This is a genomic window from Leclercia adecarboxylata (assembly GCF_006874705.1).
Taxonomy (GTDB): domain Bacteria; phylum Pseudomonadota; class Gammaproteobacteria; order Enterobacterales; family Enterobacteriaceae; genus Enterobacter; species Enterobacter adecarboxylatus_C.
In genome coordinates, this window is sequence record NZ_CP035382.1 from 3,784,189 (window position 1) to 3,803,536 (window position 19,348).

Annotated in this window: 23 protein-coding genes and 1 pseudogene; 16 read left to right on the forward strand and 8 right to left on the reverse strand. The window is 57.3% G+C overall.

The window, feature by feature from the left end; translation table 11 throughout:
* The first annotated feature begins 7 nt into the window (after positions 1-7).
* From sufC to ES815_RS19035, 5 genes are all read left to right on the forward strand, one after another.
* Positions 8-754 (forward strand): Fe-S cluster assembly ATPase SufC, encoded by a 747-nt coding sequence (sufC, locus tag ES815_RS19015; RefSeq protein WP_142489198.1) that lies wholly within the window; start codon positions 8-10, stop codon positions 752-754.
* Positions 729-2,000: a Fe-S cluster assembly protein SufD gene (gene sufD / locus ES815_RS19020; RefSeq protein WP_142489199.1), complete on the forward strand. Its 1,272-nt coding sequence runs from the start codon at positions 729-731 to the stop codon at positions 1,998-2,000. The genes sufC and sufD overlap by 26 nt, the downstream gene beginning before the upstream one ends.
* Positions 1,997-3,217: a cysteine desulfurase SufS gene (sufS, locus tag ES815_RS19025; RefSeq protein WP_142489200.1), complete on the forward strand. Its 1,221-nt coding sequence runs from the start codon at positions 1,997-1,999 to the stop codon at positions 3,215-3,217. The genes sufD and sufS overlap by 4 nt, the downstream gene beginning before the upstream one ends.
* 13 nt (positions 3,218-3,230) lie before the next feature.
* The gene (gene sufE, locus ES815_RS19030) at positions 3,231-3,647 is read left to right on the forward strand and encodes a cysteine desulfuration protein SufE (RefSeq protein WP_142489201.1); all 417 of its coding nucleotides are present in this window, start codon (positions 3,231-3,233) and stop codon (positions 3,645-3,647) included.
* Positions 3,648-3,744: 97 nt separating this feature from the next.
* The gene (locus tag ES815_RS19035; RefSeq protein WP_142489202.1) at positions 3,745-4,758 is read left to right on the forward strand and encodes a L,D-transpeptidase family protein; all 1,014 of its coding nucleotides are present in this window, start codon (positions 3,745-3,747) and stop codon (positions 4,756-4,758) included.
* Positions 4,759-4,819: 61 nt separating this feature from the next.
* Here the strand turns inward: ES815_RS19035 and lpp are convergent, their stop codons facing one another.
* Together lpp and pykF are read right to left on the reverse strand one after the other, a co-directional pair.
* The gene (lpp, locus tag ES815_RS19040) at positions 4,820-5,056 is read right to left on the reverse strand and encodes a murein lipoprotein Lpp (RefSeq protein WP_001082307.1); all 237 of its coding nucleotides are present in this window, start codon (positions 5,054-5,056) and stop codon (positions 4,820-4,822) included.
* 310 nt (positions 5,057-5,366) lie between these two features.
* A complete protein-coding gene (gene pykF / locus ES815_RS19045; RefSeq protein ID WP_142489203.1) occupies positions 5,367-6,788 on the reverse strand; it encodes a pyruvate kinase PykF in 1,422 nt (473 codons plus the stop codon).
* A gap of 585 nt (positions 6,789-7,373) precedes the next feature.
* On the opposite strand from pykF, the gene ES815_RS19050 reads away from it, so the two are divergent.
* The 3 genes from ES815_RS19050 to ES815_RS19060 are packed head-to-tail and all read left to right on the forward strand — an operon-like array spanning position 7,374 to position 9,898.
* Positions 7,374-8,396 (forward strand): methionine ABC transporter ATP-binding protein, encoded by a 1,023-nt coding sequence (locus ES815_RS19050; protein ID WP_142489204.1) that lies wholly within the window; start codon positions 7,374-7,376, stop codon positions 8,394-8,396.
* On the forward strand, positions 8,389-9,057 hold the full coding sequence (locus ES815_RS19055) for a methionine ABC transporter permease (protein ID WP_142489205.1): 669 nt from the start codon (positions 8,389-8,391) through the stop codon (positions 9,055-9,057). The genes ES815_RS19050 and ES815_RS19055 overlap by 8 nt, the downstream gene beginning before the upstream one ends.
* A 28-nt stretch (positions 9,058-9,085) precedes the next feature.
* Positions 9,086-9,898, forward strand: coding sequence for a MetQ/NlpA family ABC transporter substrate-binding protein (locus tag ES815_RS19060; protein WP_142489206.1), 813 nt, complete (start codon positions 9,086-9,088; stop codon positions 9,896-9,898).
* Between the two features lie 36 nt (positions 9,899-9,934).
* On the opposite strand, the pseudogene ES815_RS19065 reads toward ES815_RS19060, so the two are convergent.
* Positions 9,935-10,897, reverse strand: a pseudogene (locus ES815_RS19065) (RNA-guided endonuclease TnpB family protein); the annotation flags it as partial.
* A 154-nt stretch (positions 10,898-11,051) separates the two neighbouring features.
* Here ES815_RS19065 and fumD point away from each other — a divergent pair.
* Positions 11,052-11,261, forward strand: a complete 210-nt coding sequence (fumD, locus tag ES815_RS19070; protein WP_130588972.1) for a fumarate hydratase FumD — start codon at positions 11,052-11,054, stop codon at positions 11,259-11,261.
* On the opposite strand, the gene ES815_RS19075 is transcribed toward fumD, so the two are convergent.
* From ES815_RS19075 to ES815_RS19090, 4 genes are read right to left on the reverse strand one after another with little or no spacing between them, the layout of a single operon-like run.
* On the reverse strand, positions 11,242-11,928 hold the full coding sequence (locus ES815_RS19075) for an ABC transporter permease subunit (RefSeq protein ID WP_142489207.1): 687 nt from the start codon (positions 11,926-11,928) through the stop codon (positions 11,242-11,244). The two genes, fumD and ES815_RS19075, sit on opposite strands and share 20 nt — an antisense overlap.
* Positions 11,922-12,689 (reverse strand): amino acid ABC transporter permease, encoded by a 768-nt coding sequence (locus ES815_RS19080; RefSeq protein ID WP_142489208.1) that lies wholly within the window; start codon positions 12,687-12,689, stop codon positions 11,922-11,924. Before ES815_RS19080 ends, ES815_RS19075 begins: the two co-directional genes overlap by 7 nt.
* Entirely contained in the window at positions 12,689-13,504 is an 816-nt protein-coding gene (locus ES815_RS19085; protein ID WP_142489209.1) for an amino acid ABC transporter ATP-binding protein, read from the reverse strand. The genes ES815_RS19080 and ES815_RS19085 overlap by 1 nt, the downstream gene beginning before the upstream one ends.
* Position 13,505: 1 nt before the next feature.
* Positions 13,506-14,324 (reverse strand): ABC transporter substrate-binding protein, encoded by an 819-nt coding sequence (locus ES815_RS19090; RefSeq protein ID WP_142489210.1) that lies wholly within the window; start codon positions 14,322-14,324, stop codon positions 13,506-13,508.
* 242 nt (positions 14,325-14,566) lie between these two features.
* Between ES815_RS19090 and ES815_RS23770 the strand changes: the two genes are divergently transcribed.
* The 5 genes from ES815_RS23770 to ES815_RS19105 all read left to right on the forward strand — a co-directional run bounded on the left by ES815_RS23770 (position 14,567) and on the right by ES815_RS19105 (position 17,393).
* A complete protein-coding gene (locus ES815_RS23770; protein ID WP_181247256.1) occupies positions 14,567-14,728 on the forward strand; it encodes a hypothetical protein in 162 nt (53 codons plus the stop codon).
* 160 nt (positions 14,729-14,888) lie between these two features.
* The gene (locus ES815_RS23995) at positions 14,889-15,740 is read left to right on the forward strand and encodes a histidine kinase dimerization/phospho-acceptor domain-containing protein (protein ID WP_260609630.1); all 852 of its coding nucleotides are present in this window, start codon (positions 14,889-14,891) and stop codon (positions 15,738-15,740) included.
* Positions 15,741-15,746: 6 nt separating this feature from the next.
* On the forward strand, positions 15,747-16,217 hold the full coding sequence (locus ES815_RS24000; RefSeq protein WP_260609631.1) for an ATP-binding protein: 471 nt from the start codon (positions 15,747-15,749) through the stop codon (positions 16,215-16,217).
* The gene (locus tag ES815_RS19100) at positions 16,210-16,833 is read left to right on the forward strand and encodes a response regulator transcription factor (protein ID WP_142489211.1); all 624 of its coding nucleotides are present in this window, start codon (positions 16,210-16,212) and stop codon (positions 16,831-16,833) included. Before ES815_RS24000 ends, ES815_RS19100 begins: the two co-directional genes overlap by 8 nt.
* Before the next feature lie 77 nt (positions 16,834-16,910).
* On the forward strand, positions 16,911-17,393 hold the full coding sequence (locus ES815_RS19105) for a GlcG/HbpS family heme-binding protein (RefSeq protein ID WP_142489212.1): 483 nt from the start codon (positions 16,911-16,913) through the stop codon (positions 17,391-17,393).
* 119 nt (positions 17,394-17,512) lie between these two features.
* On the opposite strand, the gene ES815_RS19110 is transcribed toward ES815_RS19105, so the two are convergent.
* A complete protein-coding gene (locus ES815_RS19110; RefSeq protein ID WP_032617828.1) occupies positions 17,513-17,653 on the reverse strand; it encodes a hypothetical protein in 141 nt (46 codons plus the stop codon).
* 127 nt (positions 17,654-17,780) lie between these two features.
* Between ES815_RS19110 and ES815_RS19115 the strand changes: the two genes are divergently transcribed.
* Positions 17,781-18,599 (forward strand): MBL fold metallo-hydrolase, encoded by an 819-nt coding sequence (locus tag ES815_RS19115; protein ID WP_142489213.1) that lies wholly within the window; start codon positions 17,781-17,783, stop codon positions 18,597-18,599.
* A gap of 43 nt (positions 18,600-18,642) precedes the next feature.
* Entirely contained in the window at positions 18,643-19,278 is a 636-nt protein-coding gene (locus tag ES815_RS19120) for a carbonic anhydrase (protein WP_142489214.1), read from the forward strand.
* Positions 19,279-19,348: the final 70 nt, after the last annotated feature.

Below are 19,348 nucleotides of genomic sequence, written 5' to 3' on the forward strand. Positions count from 1 at the left end.
AAAGCACATGTTAAGCATTAAAGATTTACAGGTCAGTGTGGAAGATAAAGCGATCCTGCGCGGCCTGAGCCTGGACGTGCGTCCGGGCGAAGTGCACGCCATTATGGGGCCAAACGGCTCGGGGAAAAGCACGCTCTCTGCCACCCTGGCCGGGCGCGAAGATTACGAAGTGGTCGGCGGTTCGGTCGACTTTAAGGGCAAAGATCTGCTCGAGCTGTCGCCGGAAGATCGCGCCGGCGAAGGCATTTTTATGGCCTTCCAGTATCCGGTGGAGATCCCCGGGGTCAGCAACCAGTTCTTCCTGCAGACCGCGCTGAATGCGGTGCGTAAATACCGCAGCGAAGAGGAGCTGGATCGCTTCGATTTTCAGGATCTGATGGAAGAGAAGATCCAGCTGTTGAAGATGCCGGAAGATCTGCTTACCCGTTCGGTCAACGTCGGTTTTTCCGGCGGGGAGAAGAAGCGTAACGACATCCTGCAGATGGCGGTGCTGGAGCCGGAGCTGTGCATTCTCGATGAAACCGACTCCGGGCTGGACATTGACGCCCTGAAAATTGTCGCCGACGGCGTTAACGCCCTGCGCGACGGTAAGCGGTCGTTCATCATCGTTACTCACTACCAGCGTATTCTCGACTACATCAAGCCGGACTACGTGCATGTGCTCTATCAGGGGCGGATTGTGAAATCCGGTGATTTCACGCTGGTGAAACAGCTGGAGGAGCAGGGCTATGGCTGGCTTAGCGAACAGCAGTAACGCGCTGCAGCAGTGGCACCGTCTGTTTGAGGCCCAGGGCGGAACGCGCTCGGAGCAGGCCCAGCAGCACCTGCAGCAGATGCTGCGCCTCGGCCTGCCGACGCGTAAGCACGAGAACTGGAAATACACCCCGCTGGAAGGGCTGCTCAACGGCGAGTTTGTCACCCGGCCCGCCAGCGTGCAACCGACCGATCGTGATGCGCTGGCGCTCACCCTCGACGCCACCCGGCTGGTGTTTGTTGACGGGCGCTTTAGCCCGGCGCTGAGCGACAGCGCCGACGACAGCGGCTTTGAGGTCGTTATTAACGACGAGCGCCAGAGCCTGGCGGCACCGGTGCAGCCGGAGCTGTTCCTGCATCTTACCGAGAGTCTGGCGCAGAGCGTGACCCATATCCGCGTGAAGCGTAACGCGCGTCCTGCGAAGCCGCTGTTGCTGATGCACATTACCCAGGGGCTTGAGGGGGAGGAGATCAACACCGCCCACTATCGCCACCATCTGGAGCTGGGCGAAGGGGCCGAGGCGACGGTTATTGAACACTATGCCAGTCTGACCCCGGCGCGCCATTTCACCGGTTCGCGCCTGACCATGAGCGTGGCGGCCAACGCTCAGCTGCACCATATCAAGCTGGCGTTTGAGAATGCGGCGAGTCATCACTTCGCCCATAACGACCTCCAGCTTGCCGCCGATGCGGCAGCATACAGCCACAGCTTCCTGCTGGGCGGGGCGGTACTGCGTCATAACACCAGCACCCAGCTCAACGGCGAAAACACCACGCTGCGCATTAACAGCCTGGCAATGCCGGTGAAAACCGAAGTGTGCGACACCCGGACCTGGCTTGAGCACAACAAGGGCTACTGCAACAGTCGGCAGCTGCACAAAACTATCGTCAGCGATAAGGGCCGGGCGGTCTTTAATGGGCTGATTAACGTGGCTCAGCACGCCATCAAAACCGACGGGCAGATGACCAACAATAATCTGCTGATGGGCCGGCTGGCGGAGGTGGACACCAAACCGCAGCTGGAAATCTATGCCGATGACGTGAAATGCAGCCACGGGGCAACGGTGGGTCGTATTGATGATGAGCAGATGTTCTATCTGCGCTCCCGCGGGATCGATAAGCAGGCGGCAGAGAAGATGATCATTTACGCCTTTGCCGCCGAGCTGACCGAAGCGCTCGGAGATGAAACCTTAAGACAGCAGGTGCTGGCGCGAATCGGCCAGCGTCTGCCCGGAGGTGTGGCATGAATTTTCCTGTAGAGAAAGTGCGGGCGGATTTTCCCGTCCTGACCCGTGAAGTGAACGGTCTGCCGCTTGCCTATCTCGACAGCGCCGCCAGCGCGCAAAAGCCCGCGCAGGTGATCGAGGCCGAGGCGGAGTTTTACCGGCACGGTTACGCGGCGGTGCATCGGGGGATCCACACCCTCAGCGCCGAAGCGACGCAGCGGATGGAGAACGTCCGTACCCGGGCGGCGGCATTTTTAAATGCCCGCTCGCCGGAAGAGCTGGTGTTTGTGCGCGGCACCACCGAAGGGATCAACCTGGTGGCGAACAGCTGGGGCAGTGCTGAGGTCCATACGGGCGATAACATCATCATCAGCCAGATGGAGCATCACGCCAATATTGTGCCCTGGCAGATGCTGTGCGAGCGGGTCGGGGCCGAGCTGCGGGTGATCCCGCTGAATCAGGACGGCACGCTCCAGCTTGAACAGCTGGATACGCTGCTGGATGAACGCACCCGGCTGGTGGCTATCACCCAAATCTCCAACGTGCTGGGCACCGAAAACCCGGTGGCGGACATTATCGCTAAAGCCCATCTTGTCGGCGCGAAAGTGCTGGTGGACGGGGCGCAGGCGGTGATGCATCACACCGTGGACGTGCAGGCGCTGGACTGCGATTTTTACGTCTTCTCCGGGCATAAGCTCTACGGCCCGACCGGGATCGGCGTGCTGTACGTCAAAGACGATATCCTGCAGAAGATGCCGCCGTGGGAAGGGGGCGGGTCAATGATCGCCACCGTCAGCCTGAGCGAAGGCACCACCTATGCCCGCGCGCCGTGGCGTTTTGAAGCCGGGACGCCTAACACCGGGGGCATTATCGGTCTCGGGGCGGCGATGGAGTATGTCTCGTCCGTTGGCCTCGATGCCATCGCCGAGTACGAGCAGATGCTGATGCACTACGCCCTGGCAGAGCTGGCCAGCGTGCCGGATCTGACCCTTTACGGCCCGGCAGATCGTCAGGGGGTGATCGCCTTTAATCTCGGGAAACACCACGCCTATGACGTCGGCAGTTTCCTCGATAACTACGGGGTGGCGGTGCGCACCGGGCATCACTGCGCCATGCCGCTGATGGCATTCTATCAGGTACCGGCAATGTGTCGCGCATCGCTGGTAATGTACAACACACTGGAAGAGGTCGACAGGCTGGTGGCAGGGCTGAAGCGTATCCACCACCTGCTGGGCTAAAAGAGGGCAAGAGATGGCTGCATTGCCAGACAGAGACAAATTGCTGCGTAACTTTACGCGTTGCGCAAACTGGGAAGAGAAATACCTCTACATCATTGAGCTGGGGCAGCGTCTGCCTGCCCTCAGCGAAAGCGCGCACGTTCCGGAAAATAGTATTCAGGGCTGTCAGAGCCAGGTGTGGATAATAATGCACCAGAACGAGTCCGGAATGATTGAATTAGCGGGCGACAGTGATGCGGCAATAGTAAAAGGCCTAATAGCCGTGGTGTTTATTTTATATCAGCAGATGTCCCCGCAGGATATTGTCGCTTTTGACGTGCGCCCGTGGTTTGAAAAAATGGCGCTTACCCAGCATTTAACGCCTTCGCGCTCTCAGGGTCTTGAGGCGATGATCCGCGCAATCCGCTCCAAAGCCGCCAACATTAGCTAAACTAACAGGACAGCTATCATTCTGTTTCACGAGGTGGTTCCCGCCTCGTGGATTTTTCAGCTTTCTGACGATCGGTCAGTGAATAAGGAATCTCAGTATGAAGCGCGCGTCCCTTGTTACTCTTATTCTCTTTGGTTCGCTCAGCGCGCTTAATAGCGCCCTGGCGGTGGATTATCCCTTGCCGCCGGCGGGCAGTCGGCTTATTGGGCAAAACCAGACGTATATCATTCAGGAAGGCGATAATAAGTTGCAGGCCATCGCGCGGCGATTTAATACCGCTGCGCACTTAATACTTGAAACCAATAATACCATCGCCCCGGTCTATCCGGCGCCGGGAACGGAGATCACTATCCCGTCGCAAATGCTGCTGCCGGATACCCCCCGGGAGGGGATCGTGGTGAACCTGGCGGAGCTGCGGCTCTACTACTATCCGCCGGGAGAAAACATCGTTCAGGTTTACCCGCTGGGCATTGGTCAACTGGGGCTGGAAACGCCGGTCACCGTGACCCGCATCAGCCAGAAGATCCCCAATCCAACCTGGACCCCCACAGCGGGCATCAGAGCGCGCTCGCTGGAGCAGGGCATCAAGCTGCCCCCGGTCGTCCCCGCAGGCCCCAATAACCCACTGGGGCGCTTTGCGCTGCGTCTGGGCGTGGGTAACGGCGAATATCTCATCCACGGTACCAGCGCACCGGATAGCGTTGGGTTGCGCGTCAGCTCCGGCTGTATGCGCATGAATGCGCCGGATATCAAAGCGCTCTTTGCCCAGACATCGGTCGGCACGCGGGTGCAGATCATCAATGAACCGGTGAAGTTCTCGGTTGAGCCGGACGGTAAGCGCTACGTTGAAGTGCATCGTCCGCTGGCGTCGGTGGAGGGGGAAAACCCGCAAACCCTGGCGATCGCGCAGTCCGGGGCCTTTGCGTCCTTTATGGCGCAGGGCGGTAGCGATAAGACGTTGGTGAATAAAGCGTTGTCACGTCGGGCAGGGATCCCGGTGCTGGTATCGACAGGGGCCGGGCCACAGGTCGAGAGTACGGGGTTGTCAGCGCGTAATACGCAGCTTCCGGCGGCAGCGCCTCAGGGTGGGCATGAAGTGGCGATTCAGTAAAGCGAAATGCGGGGCAAAAAAATGGCGCACAATGTGCGCCATTTTATTAACACAGGTACTATTACTTACGGTATTTAGTAGCCTGGTTGTCCAGACGCTGGTTAGCGCGAGCTGCGTCATCTTTAGCAGCCTGAACGTCGGAACGCATTGCGTTCACGTCGTTGCTCAGCTGGTCAACTTTAGCGTTCAGAGTCTGAACGTCAGAAGACAGCTGATCGATTTTAGCATTGCTGGAGCAACCTGCCAGCAGAGTAGAACCCAGGATTACCGCGCCCAGTACCAGTTTAGTACGATTCATTATTAATACCCTCTAGATTGAGTTAATCTCCATGTAGCGTTACAAGTATTACACAAAGTTTTTTAGGTTGAGAATATTTTTTTGATGGGAATATGCCTATTTTTGATCGTTCGCTCAAAGAAGCACCTGTTTTGACTATTTCGTGAAAAATATTGTGCAAAAACAGACAATTTTCATCGGATTCATCTTAGAAAACGTACCCGTTAAATAGAAAAACCCGATTTGCTTTTTTAATAAGTTTGGTTGATAGCGGAAATAAAAAAAGCGCCCCGAAGGACGCTTTTTATACAAATTAATTCGTTCGAAATTATTACAGGACGTGAACAGATGCGGTATTAGTCGTGCCGCTTGGTACCAGCGCACCGGAAACCATCACCACAACGTCGCCTTTCTGCGCCAGGCCACGCTCAACCAGCTGCAGGGCCACTTCTTTACCCAGACGGTAGAAATCATCAGTAGAAGCGATCTCTTTCACCAGGTGCGGCACAACGCCTTTGCTCAGTACCAGCTGACGAGCAGTGATCTCGTTAGTGGTCAGGGCCAGGATAGTCGCGTTCGGGAAGTATTTACGAACGGCTTTAGCAGATTTACCGCCCTGGGTTGCAACCACGATCAGCGGTGCTTCCAGTTTCTCAGCAGTTTCTACCGCGCCACGGCAAACGGCTTCGGTGATGCGCAGTTTACGGCTGTCGTTGTTGTTATCCAGACGGCTTGGCATCACGCGGTCAGTACGCTCGCAGATAGTCGCCATGATGGAGACGGCTTCCAGCGGGTATTTACCCTTCGCGGATTCACCGGACAGCATGACTGCATCGGTACCGTCGAGGATGGCGTTCGCCACGTCACCGGCTTCTGCGCGGGTTGGACGTGGGTTTTTGATCATGGAGTCCAGCATCTGGGTGGCGGTGATCACCACTTTACGTGCGCGAACACACTTCTCGATCATCATCTTCTGCGCGAAGATCACTTCTTCAACCGGGATCTCAACGCCCAGGTCACCACGCGCAACCATGATACCGTCAGACGCTTCGAGGATTTCGTCGAAGTTGTTCAGGCCTTCCTGGTTTTCGATTTTGGAGATGATCTGGATGTGCTCGCCGCCGTGCGCTTTCAGGTGCTCACGGATTTCAACCACGTCGGAACGCTTACGGATAAAGGAGGCGGCAACAAAGTCAACGCCTTGCTCGCAGCCGAAGATCAGATCCTGTTTGTCTTTCTCTGCCAGAGCAGGCAGGGCGATGGAAACGCCTGGCAGGTTAACGCCTTTGTTTTCACCCAGGTCGCCGTTGTTCAGCACTTTACAAACAACGTTTTTGCCTTCGATAGCGGTGACTTCCATACCGATCAGGCCGTCGTCCACCAGTACGGTGTTGCCAACGGACAGGTCGCTGGTGAAGCCTTCATAAGTCACAGCAACGATTTCGCTGTTGCCGACAACGGACTTGTCAGTGGTGAAGGTGAAGGTCTGTCCCGCTTTCAGCGAAACGTCATTACCGCCTTCCAGTTTAATGGTACGAATTTCTGGACCTTTGGTATCCAGCAGGATTGCTGCTTTTTTACCGGTCTTGCTCATCACGTTGCGCAGGTTCTGAATGCGCTGACCGTGTTCAGCATAGTCACCGTGAGAGAAGTTCAGACGCATAACGTTCATGCCGGCTTCCAGCATTTTGGTCAGCATCTCTTCAGATTCGGTTTTCGGGCCGATGGTGCAAACAATTTTCGTCTTTTTCATGACAGTCTTAGTCTTTAAGTTGAGAAGGATATGGAAATCTCGCTCCGGGGGCGCATGGCCTCAGAGTCAAACCTGTGTTGCGAAATTTTTTGTGACACGCAGTAAGGATAGGTGACATCAAATGAGCGTGCAGAAGAATGTGTGCCTGTGTTTCAGCCCAGGGAGAGAGGGAAAGTTGTATGCGTTGTTTTTTGTAGTCCAAGCGCTGAAACCATTCATCAGGGATTAGGTGCGCATTATACGCTGATAAATGCGCAAAAGGAAAATGAAAACAGCGTTTCAAAAATTTTATATGCCGTTTCACAAAGGATTGTTATCAAGGCGTTAAGGTTCACTGTAAGGATGTTGCAGGAGCGGAAATCCTTACGTCAAACGCCGCAAATTGTTTGGGCGTGTCCACATATCCATCCCATACCTATTGATTGCTAAAAATGAGCTTTACGAGTTTTGCCAGCCTGCACGCGACATATTGCTGAAAGTTATAAGATATTCCTTTTCATTCATTTAAAAGCTAATAACGGCTGTTTACTATCATTTGGACATCCATACTGCTAAACCGCCACGGGCGAACGGATTACTCTAAGAATGATAGTACTCAGGAATATTTCGAAGATTTTTGACAACGGAAAAGTGGCGCTGACGGCCGTTGATAACGTGAACCTGACGATAGAGCAGGGACAGATTTATGGAATTATTGGCTACAGCGGCGCCGGTAAAAGCACCTTAATCCGCCTGCTCAACGGCCTGGAAAAACCGACCACCGGCAGCGTGACCATCAACGGACAGGATATTTCCGCCGCTAAAGGCGAAGCCCTGCGCCAGGCGCGGCTGAAGATCAGTATGGTGTTTCAGCACTTCAACCTGCTGTGGTCCCGCACGGTGAGCGAGAACATCGCTTTCTCCATGCAGATTGCCGGGGTGCCAAAAGCCAGAATCAAAGCCCGCGTGGCGGAACTGGTGGAGCTGGTGGGGCTGAAAGGCCGCGAACAGGCTTATCCGTCTCAGCTCAGCGGTGGGCAGAAGCAGCGCGTCGGTATTGCCCGCGCGCTGGCGAACAACCCTGACGTCCTGCTCTGCGACGAGGCCACCTCGGCGCTGGACCCCCAGACTACCGATCAGATCCTCGATCTGCTCCTCGACATTAACCGTCGCTTTAAGCTGACCATCGTGCTTATCACCCATGAAATGCACGTGGTGCGCAAGATCTGTGACCGCGTGGCGGTGATGGAAAACGGCAAAGTGGTGGAAGAGGGCGAGGTGCTGCAGGTCTTTACCCACCCGCAGCAGCCGATTACGCAACAGTTTGTGCGTCAGGTCAGCCAGTACGCCGAAGAAGAGACCTTTAACACCGAGCTGGCGAACGAGCTGGAAGGCACCGTCATCAAGCTGACCTTCACCGGACACAGCACCCACAAGCCGATTGTCGGGGAACTGACCCTGCGCTACGGTCTGCCGTTTAACATCCTGCACGGCAAAATGACGCAAACTGCCCACGGCGTATTCGGCCAGCTCTGGCTGCACGTGGTGGCAACCGAAGAACAACTGAACAATATCCTCGCCGATTTGCAGCACAGTGATATTGAAGGCGAGGTAATTAAACATGGCTGAGACTCTCTTCCCGCACCTGAAATGGGACCAGCTCTGGGCTGCCACCCTGGAAACGCTTTACATGACGGCGCTCTCCGGCGTCGCGACCTTTGTGCTCGGGCTTGTCCTCGGCCTGGCGCTGTTTTTAACCGCCCGGGGTGGCATGTTCCACAACCGCACGGTCTACAGCGTGATTTCGATTGTGGTGAACGTGTTCCGTTCGATCCCGTTCATTATCCTGATTGTGTTGCTGATCCCCTTCACCAAAACCGTGGTGGGAACCATCCTCGGGGCGAATGCCGCGCTGCCTGCGCTGATTGTTGGCGCCGCGCCGTTCTACGCCCGTCTGGTGGAGATTGCCCTGCGTGAAGTGGACAAAGGGGTGATCGAGGCGACGCGCTCAATGGGTGCCCGACTGAGCACCTTAATTTTTCGGGTTTTACTGCCGGAATCATCACCCGCTCTGGTCTCAGGGATCACGGTGACGCTGATTGCGCTGGTCAGCTACAGCGCAATGGCGGGGGTGATTGGTGCCGGTGGTCTGGGAAATCTGGCCTATCTGGAAGGTTTCCAGCGCAACCATGGTGACGTCACGCTGGTGGCCACGGTGACCATTTTGATCATCGTTTTCATTATCCAGTTCTGCGGCGACATCATTACTTCCATTCTTGATAAAAGATAAACACTAATAACACACAGGAACCATCATCATGAAAAAGACACTGACGTTGATCGCCGCAGCAACCCTGAGCGCCCTGAGCTTTGCCTCCTGGGCTGACACCCTGACCGTGGGCGCGTCCAACACCCCGCATGCGGAAATTCTGGAGCAGGCGAAGCCGATTCTGGCGAAGCAGGGTATCGATCTGGAGATCAAACCGTTCCAGGATTACATCCTGCCGAACACCGCTCTGGCCGGCCGTGACATCGACGCCAACTACTTCCAGCACATTCCGTACCTGAACAGCGTGCTGAAGGATCACGCCGGGGATAAAGAGTATGATTTCGTCAGCGCCGGGGCGATCCACATCGAGCCGATCGGTATCTACTCCAAAAAATACAAGTCGCTGAAAGATCTGCCGGAAGGCGGAAAAATCATCATGCGTGATGCGGTGTCTGAAGAGGGTCGTATCCTCTCTATCTTCGAGAAAGAGGGCGTGATCAAGCTGAAGCCAGGCATCGACAAAGTGACCGCGCGCATCAGCGACATCGTTGAGAACCCGAAAAAGCTTCAGTTCACCCCGAACGTTGAAGCCTCTCTGCTGCCGCAGATGTACAACAACGACGAAGGCGCTGCCGTAGTAATCAACGCCAACTACGCCATCGACGCCGGTCTGGATCCGGTTCACGATCCAATCGCGGTAGAGAGCGGTGAAAACAACCCGTACGCCAACATCATCACCGTGCACCGTGGCGATGAGAAGAAGAAGGATATCGTGGCGCTGGTGGACGTGCTGCACTCTAAAGAGATTCAGGACTGGATCCGCACCAAATACAAAGGCGCAGTGATCCCGGTTAACAAGTGACTGCTCCTCGCCGTAAACGGCGAGGCTTCCCACTTCTCAGGCTGCAACTGGCATGGAGCCAGACTTACGCAAGCCTCGATGGGCTTTGACGACGTGACCCGCCGCCATTAATTCTGTTATGCCCTTGTGCTGTATGTTGATCGCCGCATTGATATCGCGGTCATGATCGGCACTACAGCCGGGGCATTTCCATGCCCGCACCCTGAGCGGCATTTCCGGCATTTTGTGGCCGCAACAATGGCACGTTTTCGAGCTGGCGAACCACTGATCCAGTTTGACCAGGTGAACCCCTGCCGACTCCGCTTTGTAGGCGAGTTTTGCCACAAATCCAGACCATGCCGCATCCGCGATATGACGGGCGAGGCGACGGTTTTTCATCATGTTTGCCGATTTCAGCGTTTCCACAATCACCGCTTGATTTTCGTCGATAATTCGTCTGGAAAGTTTGTGCTGGAAATCAGCCCGGGCATTGGCTACCCGTTCGTGTTGTGCTGCAAGGCGTAAGCGAGCCTTACGGCGGTTTGCGCTGCCCGGCTTCTTACGGAATAGCGCCTTGCTGTCACGGCGTAAGCGGCGGTATGCGATGACCAGGTGGCGAGGATTCGCCACTTTGTCGCCATCATTGCCGATCAGGTAGTGCGATAGCCCCAAATCATAGCCTGCTACGGTGGTGATACAGGTCGGCTTCGCTGCCGCTTCCTGTCCATCGTCTGCAAGTATTGAGGCAAAGTATTTGCCCGCTGCGTTGCGGGTGATCGTGATGCTGGAAACCTTGCCGACAATCTCACGGTGAATGTTCGCCCGGATAGCGGGGATTTTCGGCAACTGGATAGCGTCAGTTAATACCTTCCCGTTGGGATGGTAGCTGGATTGCCTGCCGTGCTTGCTTTTGAAAACGGGGAATCTGGCTTTGAGTTCCTTGTTAAAAAAGTTGGCAAAAGCCTTGTCCAGATTGATCACCGCCTGCTGGAGCGCCAGCGAGTCATATTTTTTGAGCCAGCATTCCCGCCCGACTGGGCGAGGGTTTACGGAGCATTTGCTAATCCCCTGATTCTACTTTTAAAAAGCCCGGTGAGTCTCTCGCCGGGCTTCTTTTTTGTATAAGGCTAATGAATGCTTTAAGCTGGCGTTTTCAGGCAATGGAGTGAAGGACATGGGCAATGTAACCAAAGACGAAGCGCTGTATCAGGAGATGTGTCGAGTGGTAGGCAAAGTCGTTCTTGAGATGCGCGATCTCGGGCAGGAGCCAAAGCATATTGTCATCGCCGGGGTGCTGCGCACCTCGCTGGCGAACCAGCGAGTGCAACGCAGTGAATTAACGACCCAGGCGATGGAAACCGTGGTTAAAGCGCTGGCTGGCTAAACTGCCAGCGTTTAGCCAGCTGTTCAATCCCACAGCACAGCAGGTAATAGACCACCCCAGTAAAGACAAAAATAGCCGCCGGGTAGATCTGCACCCGGTTGTTCACCTGGCCTGCGACGGTGGTCAGCTCCGGGACGTTGACGATAAAGGCCAGCGAGGTGTCTTTCAGCAGGCTGATAAAAATCCCCAGCAGCGAAGGTAAGGTGTTGCGCAACGTCTGCGGGAGCAGCACCCATCCCAGAATTTGCAGCGCGCCAAATCCCTGCGCCTGTGCCGCTTCATACTGCCCGACAGGTAGCGCCCGCAGCCCGGCCAGCACCGAGTGCATCACCGCGGCGGCGGTAAACCATGCCAGCGCCAGGGTCACGGTGAGCGCACCCGGCAGATCGCCGCCTGTAATGAGCGGCAGCAAATACCACAGCCAGAAAATGACAAATATCAGCGGGATCCCGCGGATAATCTCGGCCCACAGGTACAGGGTGTTGCGTATTGCCCCAGGAAAACGCCACGCCAGCCCCGCCAGCGCAATCCCGGCCGGTAACGCCAGCGCCGCGGCGCCAAAGGCCATCAGCAGCGTCAACAACACGCCGCCGGGCTGCCCGGCCGCAGCCCGCCCCCAGAGCAGATAATCCAGGTTATCGGTGATCACAGTGAGTCCGGCTAGCATTTCTCTTCACTCCGGGGGATGAGGGCAGTTTTTCGCTGCCGTTCGGTTGAGGGGCCGAGTTTCGTCAGCAGCACGCCCATCGCCACGCCGGTGAGCAGATACAGCACCGTGCCGACGCTGAACGCCTCCAGCGCGTGGGCGTTATAGCTCTCTATCTGCCGCACCTGGTAGGTGAGTTCTGCAAAGCCAATCCCGCTTGCCAACGACGAGAGTTTCATCAGGTTGAGATACTGACCCACCACCGGCTGCCAGGCGTTCGCCAGCCCCTGCGGCAGCAGGATATAGCGCAGCATCGGCCAGGCGGAGAAGCCCTGCGCCAGGGCGGCTTCCCGCTGTCCGGCAGAGACGGCGCGCAGCCCGGCGGCGATCTCCTCGGTCAAAAAGGCCGAGGTAAAGACCCCCAGCCCCCAGGCGGAACAGAGAAACTCGGGCGTGAACCACCAGACCTGGCCCGGCAGCACCGACCAGGGATGATCGTCCATCACAAAGGTGCGAAAACCCTGCGGCAGCCCGTTCCAGGCGGCGAAATACCAGAACAGAAGCTGCACCAGCAGGGGCGTATTGCGAAACAGCGAGACCCATACGGCAACGATCTTCGCCCCGATGCGCCCCCCGGCGAGACGCAGCCCGAGGCAGGCGAGGGTGATAAGGCTGGCGACCACTATCCCCGCAAGGGTCACCCACAGCGTGGTGAGAAAACCGGAGAGGATCCACTGCAGGGGCTGGCCGGTCAGCACCCCCTGCCAGTCGAGGGCCGGCATCACACCGCTCCCGGATGCAGCGGGTTAAGTACCTTCTGCAGAAAACGCCGGGTGCGCGGATGAGACGGATGCTGAAAGAACTGCTCCGGGGGAGCCACCTCCAGAATGTGGCCGCCATCGATGAACACCACCCGGTCGGCAATCTCCCGGGCAAACTGCATCTCATGGGTGACGACAATCATGGTGATCCCGCTGTGGGCGAGGGCCTTCATTACCATCAGCACTTCGCCAATCATCTCCGGGTCGAGGGCCGAGGTGGGCTCATCAAACAGGATGATCTGCGGCGAGGAGGCCAGAGCGCGGGCGATCGCCACCCGCTGCTGCTGCCCGCCGGATAACGCCTCCGGATAGTGGTCGGCTTTCTCCGCCATGCCCACCTGCGCCAGCAGCGCCTCGGCGCGGGTTTCGGCCTCGGCGGGCCGCCAGCCGTGAACATGCTTCAACGCCAGGGCGATGTTCTGTCGCGCCGTCAGATGGCTGTAAAGGTTGAACTGTTGAAATACAAACCCGACCCGGCTGCGCAGCTGGCGCAATGCCTGGCGGGAGAGCTGACGGGTCGATTTTCCGTCGATCAGAATGTCGCCGGAGGTCAGGGTTTCCAGCTGATTAATGAGGCGGATCAGCGTCGATTTACCGGAGCCCGACGGGCCGAGAATGGCGACGACTTCACCCGGCGTGACGCTGAGGTTGATGCCTTTCAGCACCGGGCGATCGCCGTAGCGTTTCGCCACCTCAGAGAAGGTGACGCTGGCCTGCTCCAGATGTGAAAAATCCGCGGCAGATGCCGCGGAGCGTGAGAATAGGCCTGGCCGCATCTTACTGGGCTTCTATTTTAAAGGCGCGAGGCTGCGGGGAGGGGGTCTGTGGCCCGAACCAGGCATCGTAGATCTTCGCCGCGTCGCCGCTGCTCTCCAGCTTCACCAGCTCGTCGTTCACCACTTTCAGCAGCGCGGTTTCGCCTTTCTTCACCCCGACGCCAATCTCCTCCTTACTCAGCAGGTCAGGGAGAATTTTAAACTCGGCTTTGTCCGGTGCCTGGGCCAGCAGACCGGCCAGAATGGTGCTGTCCTGGGTGATGGCCTGCACGTTGCCGTTGCGCAACGCCGTCAGCGCCAGCGGAATATCGTCATAGGAGAGCACGCGGGATTGCGGGAAACGCTGATGCAGCGCCTGCTCCCCGGTGGTGCCCTTTACCGCCCCGATACGTGCTTTGCTGTAGGCATCCAGTTTATCAGCCCCTTTCGCCGGAACGAGGAACTGCTGCCCGGTCACGAAGTAGGGGGTGGAAAAATCGATCACCTGCGCGCGCTCCGGGGTGATGGTGATATCCGCCACAATCAGATCCGCTTTGCCCGACTGCAGCAGCGGGATGCGGTTAGCCGGGTTAGTGGCGACCAGCTCCAGCTTCACCCCGAGGGTTTTGGCTAATGCTTTGGCAAAATCCACGTCGTAACCGACGATCTCGTGGCTTTTGGCATCCACCGAGCCAAACGGCGGGTTGGCATCGAAGGTGGCGACTTTTATTACCCCTGCCGCCTTGATATCGGCCAGCTGGTCTGCCTGCGCCTGAGTTGCAAGAAGACCGCCTGCGGTCAGCAAACCAAGTGCCAGCGCGAGTTTTGTGTGTATTGCCATAAGAATATCCTCTGAGTCTGTTTTTGTTTTGTCCTGTTACGCTCCCATAACCGCCCCCGGCCGCCAAATGCCAATATCGTCTTTGCTATGTGAAAAAAATGATTAGTGAACAGCCGGTTACACAGAGGTGAAAAGAAAGAGGCTTTTGCGATTGGCGCAAATCCTCTGCCGGAATCGGCATTTCTCGCCGCGCCAGATTGCTGGTTTACTGCACTCAGGCTGAAAAAATGAGGAACAGGGCAATGGGCAAACTGATGAGTACGTTACGGCGGTTTTTTGCCGCAAAATCGGAAGAGAACAGCGCGCAGCGTATTATTGAATCCATATTGCCGGTTGCCAGCCTGTATGGCGTGGATATCGCCAACATTGACCCGGAGTGGTTCCATGAGCAAACGCAACGCTGAACACCGCCATGTGCGGGAAACCTACTGGAACGAGGTGTGCGTTCTTCCGCGCACGCCCCGCCATTCTGGACGTTAACATCCAAAAATCACCGCAAGTTTTGTCCCCGGCTTAGCTTCCTGCTAAGGTCTCTGGCGTCCTTTTCCAGCGCCAGTTAAATGAATGAACAGCCAAAAATTTTTACAACGTGGGCTTCTGATCTGGCTCCTGCTCTGCCTGCTGAGCAGCGTGCTGCTGTATGCCGAACAGATCCGCCGTCAGTTCTGGGATCTGGACCGGGCGTTTGCCGCGGCCTTTGCTGAGGCAGGGGCGGTCCTCACGCAGAATGAGTCGGTGCTGCCGCTGTTAAATGGCAATGAAGATTTAGCGGCGCTGCGTAAAAAATTCCCGCAAATCCTCGATCTGCAAAAGACTCAGGGCCGCGCCCTCGACGCCGCGCGGGTAGAACCCGTGGGCGACGCGCAATACTGGCTCTACAACCCCTGGCGGCAAATCCGGGTGCTGATCGACACCCAATCGGTGATCGGCGTCAGGCCAATTTTTTCCCATCTCAGCCTGGATCTCCGCGGCGACGTATCGCCACTCCCGGCGGACGCCTTCTGGCACTGGCAGCGGCAGTTCTCTCAGCACACCCAACCCTTTATCCTGCAGGCCGATGCCCGACCGGCGTGGCTGAACGTTGCTCTGGTGCCGTTTTTGCTGCTCTGGCTGGGATGGGCCGGGGTGATTGCGGCAGGCGGGGTGATCCTCTGGCAGCGTAAGCAGCGGCAAAACGCCGACCAGCGCGCCAGGTATTATCAGCACGCCAGGCTCAATACTTTGGGGGAGATCACTGCGGGTATCGTGCATGAGATCAACCAGCCCCTGACCGCGGCCCAGACCTGGATCCAAGGGGCGCAGCGCCAGCTGCGGCAGGATAATCCCGAGGCGGTGTCTCAGGCCCTCGGGGCGGCGCTGGTGCAGACCCAGCGGATCGGCGAGCTCCTGACCCGCTTTCGCGAACACGTTACCTAGGAGAGGGTGGATCTGGGTGAGGTGGATCTGGCCAGCTGCTGGCATCAGGTCGGCAACCTGCTGGAGCACGAGCGCACCGCCAGACCTATCCGCCTGACCCATGATTTTGCCGCCGACGCCCGTACCCTCAGCGCCGACCGGCTCTGGCTGGAGCAGGTGCTGCACAACATCCTCAGCAACGCCATCCAGGCGCAGCAGGAACGTGCGGCGGGGTGGGTGCATATCCGCAGCCAGCGCAGCGGCGAGTTTATCCGGATAGAGATCACCGACGGCGGGCCGGGTTTTACCCCGGATGCCTTACACAACGCCTTTATGCCCTTTTACAGCGGGCGGCAGGGCGGCATCGGCCTGGGCATGACCTTAACGGAGTCGTTAGTCACCAGAATGAATGGCACCCTGGCCCTGGATAATGCCCCGGAAGGGGGCGCCAGGGTCCGGTTGCAGTTTGCTTATCAGGGGAGTCAGGAAAATGGATAACGTCATCTGGTTAATTGACGATGATGCGTCTGTCAGGGAGTCGCTGGTTTTTCTGCTCTCCGGGATGCACTGGCGCGTTGAACCCTATGAGAGTATTGCCGCCTTTACCGCCGCCCACGGCGAAGAAAAAGCCCTGACCGGCTGCCTGCTGCTGGATATGCGCATGCCGGGCAAAGGCGGGCTGGCCTGGCTGGAGGAGGGAGCATGGCCCTGGCCGCTGCTGCCGGTGATCCTGATGACCGGCCACGGCACCATTGATGCCTGTCGACGAGCGTTTCATAACGGTGTATTTGAATTTTTCACCAAGCCGCTGGATGCCGACAAGCTGATCGAATCCATTACCGCCGCGCTGGCGGAGAGCCAGCAACGGATAGTGCGCTGGCAGGAGGCCCGACGGGTCAGGGCGCTGTTTGAGCAGCTCACCGCCCGGGAACACGAAGTGCTGCTGGCCCTGATGGAGGGGAGCAGTAATAAAGAGGTCGCCGCCCGGCTAAACCTCTCGCCGCGAACGGTGGAAGCGCACCGTGCGGCGGTGTTTGTCAAGCTGGGGGTCTCCAGCCTGGTGCAGGCCATCCGGGAATACGACAAATTGCAATCCGTAGAACTACCAGGATAACTGCGTAATCCACCGAATAACATTCTCTCGTCCGCCTGGGTACGCTGCATCTGTTTCCACTTACCCGAGGATGTGCGATGAAAAAGTTAATGATGGCAGCAGTTTGTGTAGCAGGAATGGTCAGCGTATCGGCGCACGCCCAGTCCGTGGCGCAAAAAAATCTCTCCCTGACCCAGGCGAACGCCCTGGCCAGCGCGGCCATTCAGGCCTGCACGGCGAAAAATTATCAGGTCAGCGTCACTGTGGTGGATCGTGCCGGGGTCGTTAAAGCGGTACAGCGCACGGACAACGCCGGTCCGCACACCCTGAAAGCCAGCGAGATGAAAGCCTTTACCGCGCTCAGCACCAAAAATGCCTCGGGCAAAGTGATGGAGTCCGCGCAAAGCAACGCCGGAGCGCAGAACCTGCGTGATATTCCGGGCCTGCTGCTGCTGGCGGGTGGATTGCCGGTTAAGGAAGGGGATGAAGTGATCGGGGCCATCGGGATTGGCGGCGCGCCGGGTGGGCATCTGGATGAAGCCTGCGCCCAGCAAGCGATTGATGGTATGAAGACGTTGTAAAAAATGCCCGGCGGCGCTTCGCTTGCACGGGCCTACAGGGGGGGTGTTGTAGGCCGGGTAAGCGTAGCGCCACCCGGCATAAATCTAAAAGCCCCGGGCGATCGCCGGGGCTTTTTACATCAGATCTTGCAGGCGTCGCCGCAGTCATCGTCCGCTACAATCGCCTGGGCTTTTTTATCCGCATCTTCAAGGCGTTCTGCGTTACGTTCTTCCGCTTCATCCAGCCCGTCAAACACCAGATTATTGAGATCAATTTCCATCATTTACCTGCTTTGTTCGGTTTTTGTTCCAGATCGTATTATAGAGCAAAACAGTGGGCTGAGGCACCCCAGCGCACATAAGGTTAATCCTTGCCATACTCATGAATTATCCGGCTAAGGAGATGTCATGATCGTCCTCTGTAAAACCTGCGGCACGTCGTACGACGTGACCAGCGAACCGCAACAGTGCGCCATATGCGAAGATGAACGCCAGTACGTGCCCGCGACGGGGCAGGAATGGATCAATTTCAGCACCCTGACCGCCACCCACACCAACAAGTGGCAACAGCTCGAAGCCAGCCTTTTGAGCATCAAAACCGTTCCCGCATTTGCCATCAGCCAGCGGGCGATCCTGCTGCGCACCCCGCAGGGTAACGTGCTGTGGGACTGCATCGCCAACCTTGACCCCGCCACCCACGCGCTGGTGACGGCGCTGGGCGGGATCGACGCTATTGCCATCTCCCACCCGCACTACTACAGCACCATGCAGGACTGGGCCGCGGCCTTTAATGCCCCTGTGTATCTGCATGCCAGCGACCGGCAGTGGGTGATGCGCAGCAGTCCCGCCCTGCGCTTCTGGGAGGGGGATTCCCTTGAGCTCGCCCCGGACGTCACGCTGCTGCGGCTGGGCGGCCATTTTGCCGGCGGCACGGTGCTGCACTGGAATCTCGACGGGGGCGTGCTGCTGGCCGGGGATATCCTGCAGGTGACCCCCGGAAAAGACGCGGTTTCCTTTATGTGGAGCTATCCGAATATGCTGCCGCTGCTGGCCAGCGAGGTGAGCGAAATCGCCGCCCGTCTGGACGATGTGCGTTTCGAACGGCTCTACGGCGCCTTTGAAGGGCAGAACATTTCCGCTAGCGCGCGGGAGATTGTCATGCGGTCGGTCCAGAAATATATTGCTTGTCTGAACTCGGGCCCGGTGGGTAAACTCGAAAAACCGTGATCTCGATCATGCCTGTACAATCACAATAAAATGAGACATTGCTATGCAACATATCATTGAAGGTTTTCTCAGCTTTCAAAAAGAAGTTTTTCCGCAACGTAAAGACCTCTTCCGCAGTCTGGCCTCCAGCCAGAATCCCAAAGCGCTGTTTATCTCCTGTTCTGACAGCCGCCTGGTGCCGGAATTAGTCACCCAGCAGGATCCGGGACAGCTCTTTGTCATTCGTAATGCTGGCAACATCGTGCCGCCTTTCGGCCCGGAGCCGGGCGGCGTCTCCGCCACCATCGAATACGCGGTAGTGGCGCTGGGTATCACCGACATCGTGATCTGCGGCCACTCGAACTGCGGCGCGATGAAGGCGATTGCCGACAACGCCAATCTCGAGCCCATGCCTGCGGTATCACACTGGCTGCGTTACTCCGATGCCGCCAAAGCGGTGGTGGAGAATAAGACCTGGGACAACCCGACCGACAAAGTTAACGCCATGGTGCAGGAAAACGTCTTCGCCCAGCTGAGCAACATCAAAACTCACCCTTCTGTGGCGGTAGGCCTGCGTAACAACGCCATCCGTCTGCACGGCTGGGTTTACGATATCGAAAGCGGGGCAATTCTCGCTCTCGATAAAGATTCAAAAACCTTCGTCTCTCTGTCAGACAACCCTGGCGTTTACTTCGAGTAAATGTCGATATTCAGGGCGGGCTCCCCCGCCCTGAATGCTCTGTGCCGTCCACATTCCACGTCGCCGCCTG

What these genes read in the sequence shown, in the direction of transcription:
- sufC (WP_142489198.1), top strand. Translation starts at nt 8, where the DNA reads ATGTTAAGCATTAAAGATTTACAGGTCAGTGTGGAAGATAAAGCGATC.
- sufD (WP_142489199.1), top strand. Translation starts at nt 729, where the DNA reads ATGGCTGGCTTAGCGAACAGCAGTAACGCGCTGCAGCAGTGGCACCGT.
- sufS (WP_142489200.1), top strand. Translation starts at nt 1,997, where the DNA reads ATGAATTTTCCTGTAGAGAAAGTGCGGGCGGATTTTCCCGTCCTGACC.
- sufE (WP_142489201.1), top strand. Translation starts at nt 3,231, where the DNA reads ATGGCTGCATTGCCAGACAGAGACAAATTGCTGCGTAACTTTACGCGT.
- ES815_RS19035 (WP_142489202.1), top strand. Translation starts at nt 3,745, where the DNA reads ATGAAGCGCGCGTCCCTTGTTACTCTTATTCTCTTTGGTTCGCTCAGC.
- lpp (WP_001082307.1), bottom strand. Translation starts at nt 5,056, where the DNA reads ATGAATCGTACTAAACTGGTACTGGGCGCGGTAATCCTGGGTTCTACT.
- pykF (WP_142489203.1), bottom strand. Translation starts at nt 6,788, where the DNA reads ATGAAAAAGACGAAAATTGTTTGCACCATCGGCCCGAAAACCGAATCT.
- ES815_RS19050 (WP_142489204.1), top strand. Translation starts at nt 7,374, where the DNA reads ATGATAGTACTCAGGAATATTTCGAAGATTTTTGACAACGGAAAAGTG.
- ES815_RS19055 (WP_142489205.1), top strand. Translation starts at nt 8,389, where the DNA reads ATGGCTGAGACTCTCTTCCCGCACCTGAAATGGGACCAGCTCTGGGCT.
- ES815_RS19060 (WP_142489206.1), top strand. Translation starts at nt 9,086, where the DNA reads ATGAAAAAGACACTGACGTTGATCGCCGCAGCAACCCTGAGCGCCCTG.
- fumD (WP_130588972.1), top strand. Translation starts at nt 11,052, where the DNA reads ATGGGCAATGTAACCAAAGACGAAGCGCTGTATCAGGAGATGTGTCGA.
- ES815_RS19075 (WP_142489207.1), bottom strand. Translation starts at nt 11,928, where the DNA reads ATGCTAGCCGGACTCACTGTGATCACCGATAACCTGGATTATCTGCTC.
- ES815_RS19080 (WP_142489208.1), bottom strand. Translation starts at nt 12,689, where the DNA reads ATGCCGGCCCTCGACTGGCAGGGGGTGCTGACCGGCCAGCCCCTGCAG.
- ES815_RS19085 (WP_142489209.1), bottom strand. Translation starts at nt 13,504, where the DNA reads ATGCGGCCAGGCCTATTCTCACGCTCCGCGGCATCTGCCGCGGATTTT.
- ES815_RS19090 (WP_142489210.1), bottom strand. Translation starts at nt 14,324, where the DNA reads ATGGCAATACACACAAAACTCGCGCTGGCACTTGGTTTGCTGACCGCA.
- ES815_RS23770 (WP_181247256.1), top strand. Translation starts at nt 14,567, where the DNA reads ATGGGCAAACTGATGAGTACGTTACGGCGGTTTTTTGCCGCAAAATCG.
- ES815_RS23995 (WP_260609630.1), top strand. Translation starts at nt 14,889, where the DNA reads ATGAACAGCCAAAAATTTTTACAACGTGGGCTTCTGATCTGGCTCCTG.
- ES815_RS19100 (WP_142489211.1), top strand. Translation starts at nt 16,210, where the DNA reads ATGGATAACGTCATCTGGTTAATTGACGATGATGCGTCTGTCAGGGAG.
- ES815_RS19105 (WP_142489212.1), top strand. Translation starts at nt 16,911, where the DNA reads ATGAAAAAGTTAATGATGGCAGCAGTTTGTGTAGCAGGAATGGTCAGC.
- ES815_RS19110 (WP_032617828.1), bottom strand. Translation starts at nt 17,653, where the DNA reads ATGGAAATTGATCTCAATAATCTGGTGTTTGACGGGCTGGATGAAGCG.
- ES815_RS19115 (WP_142489213.1), top strand. Translation starts at nt 17,781, where the DNA reads ATGATCGTCCTCTGTAAAACCTGCGGCACGTCGTACGACGTGACCAGC.
- ES815_RS19120 (WP_142489214.1), top strand. Translation starts at nt 18,643, where the DNA reads ATGCAACATATCATTGAAGGTTTTCTCAGCTTTCAAAAAGAAGTTTTT.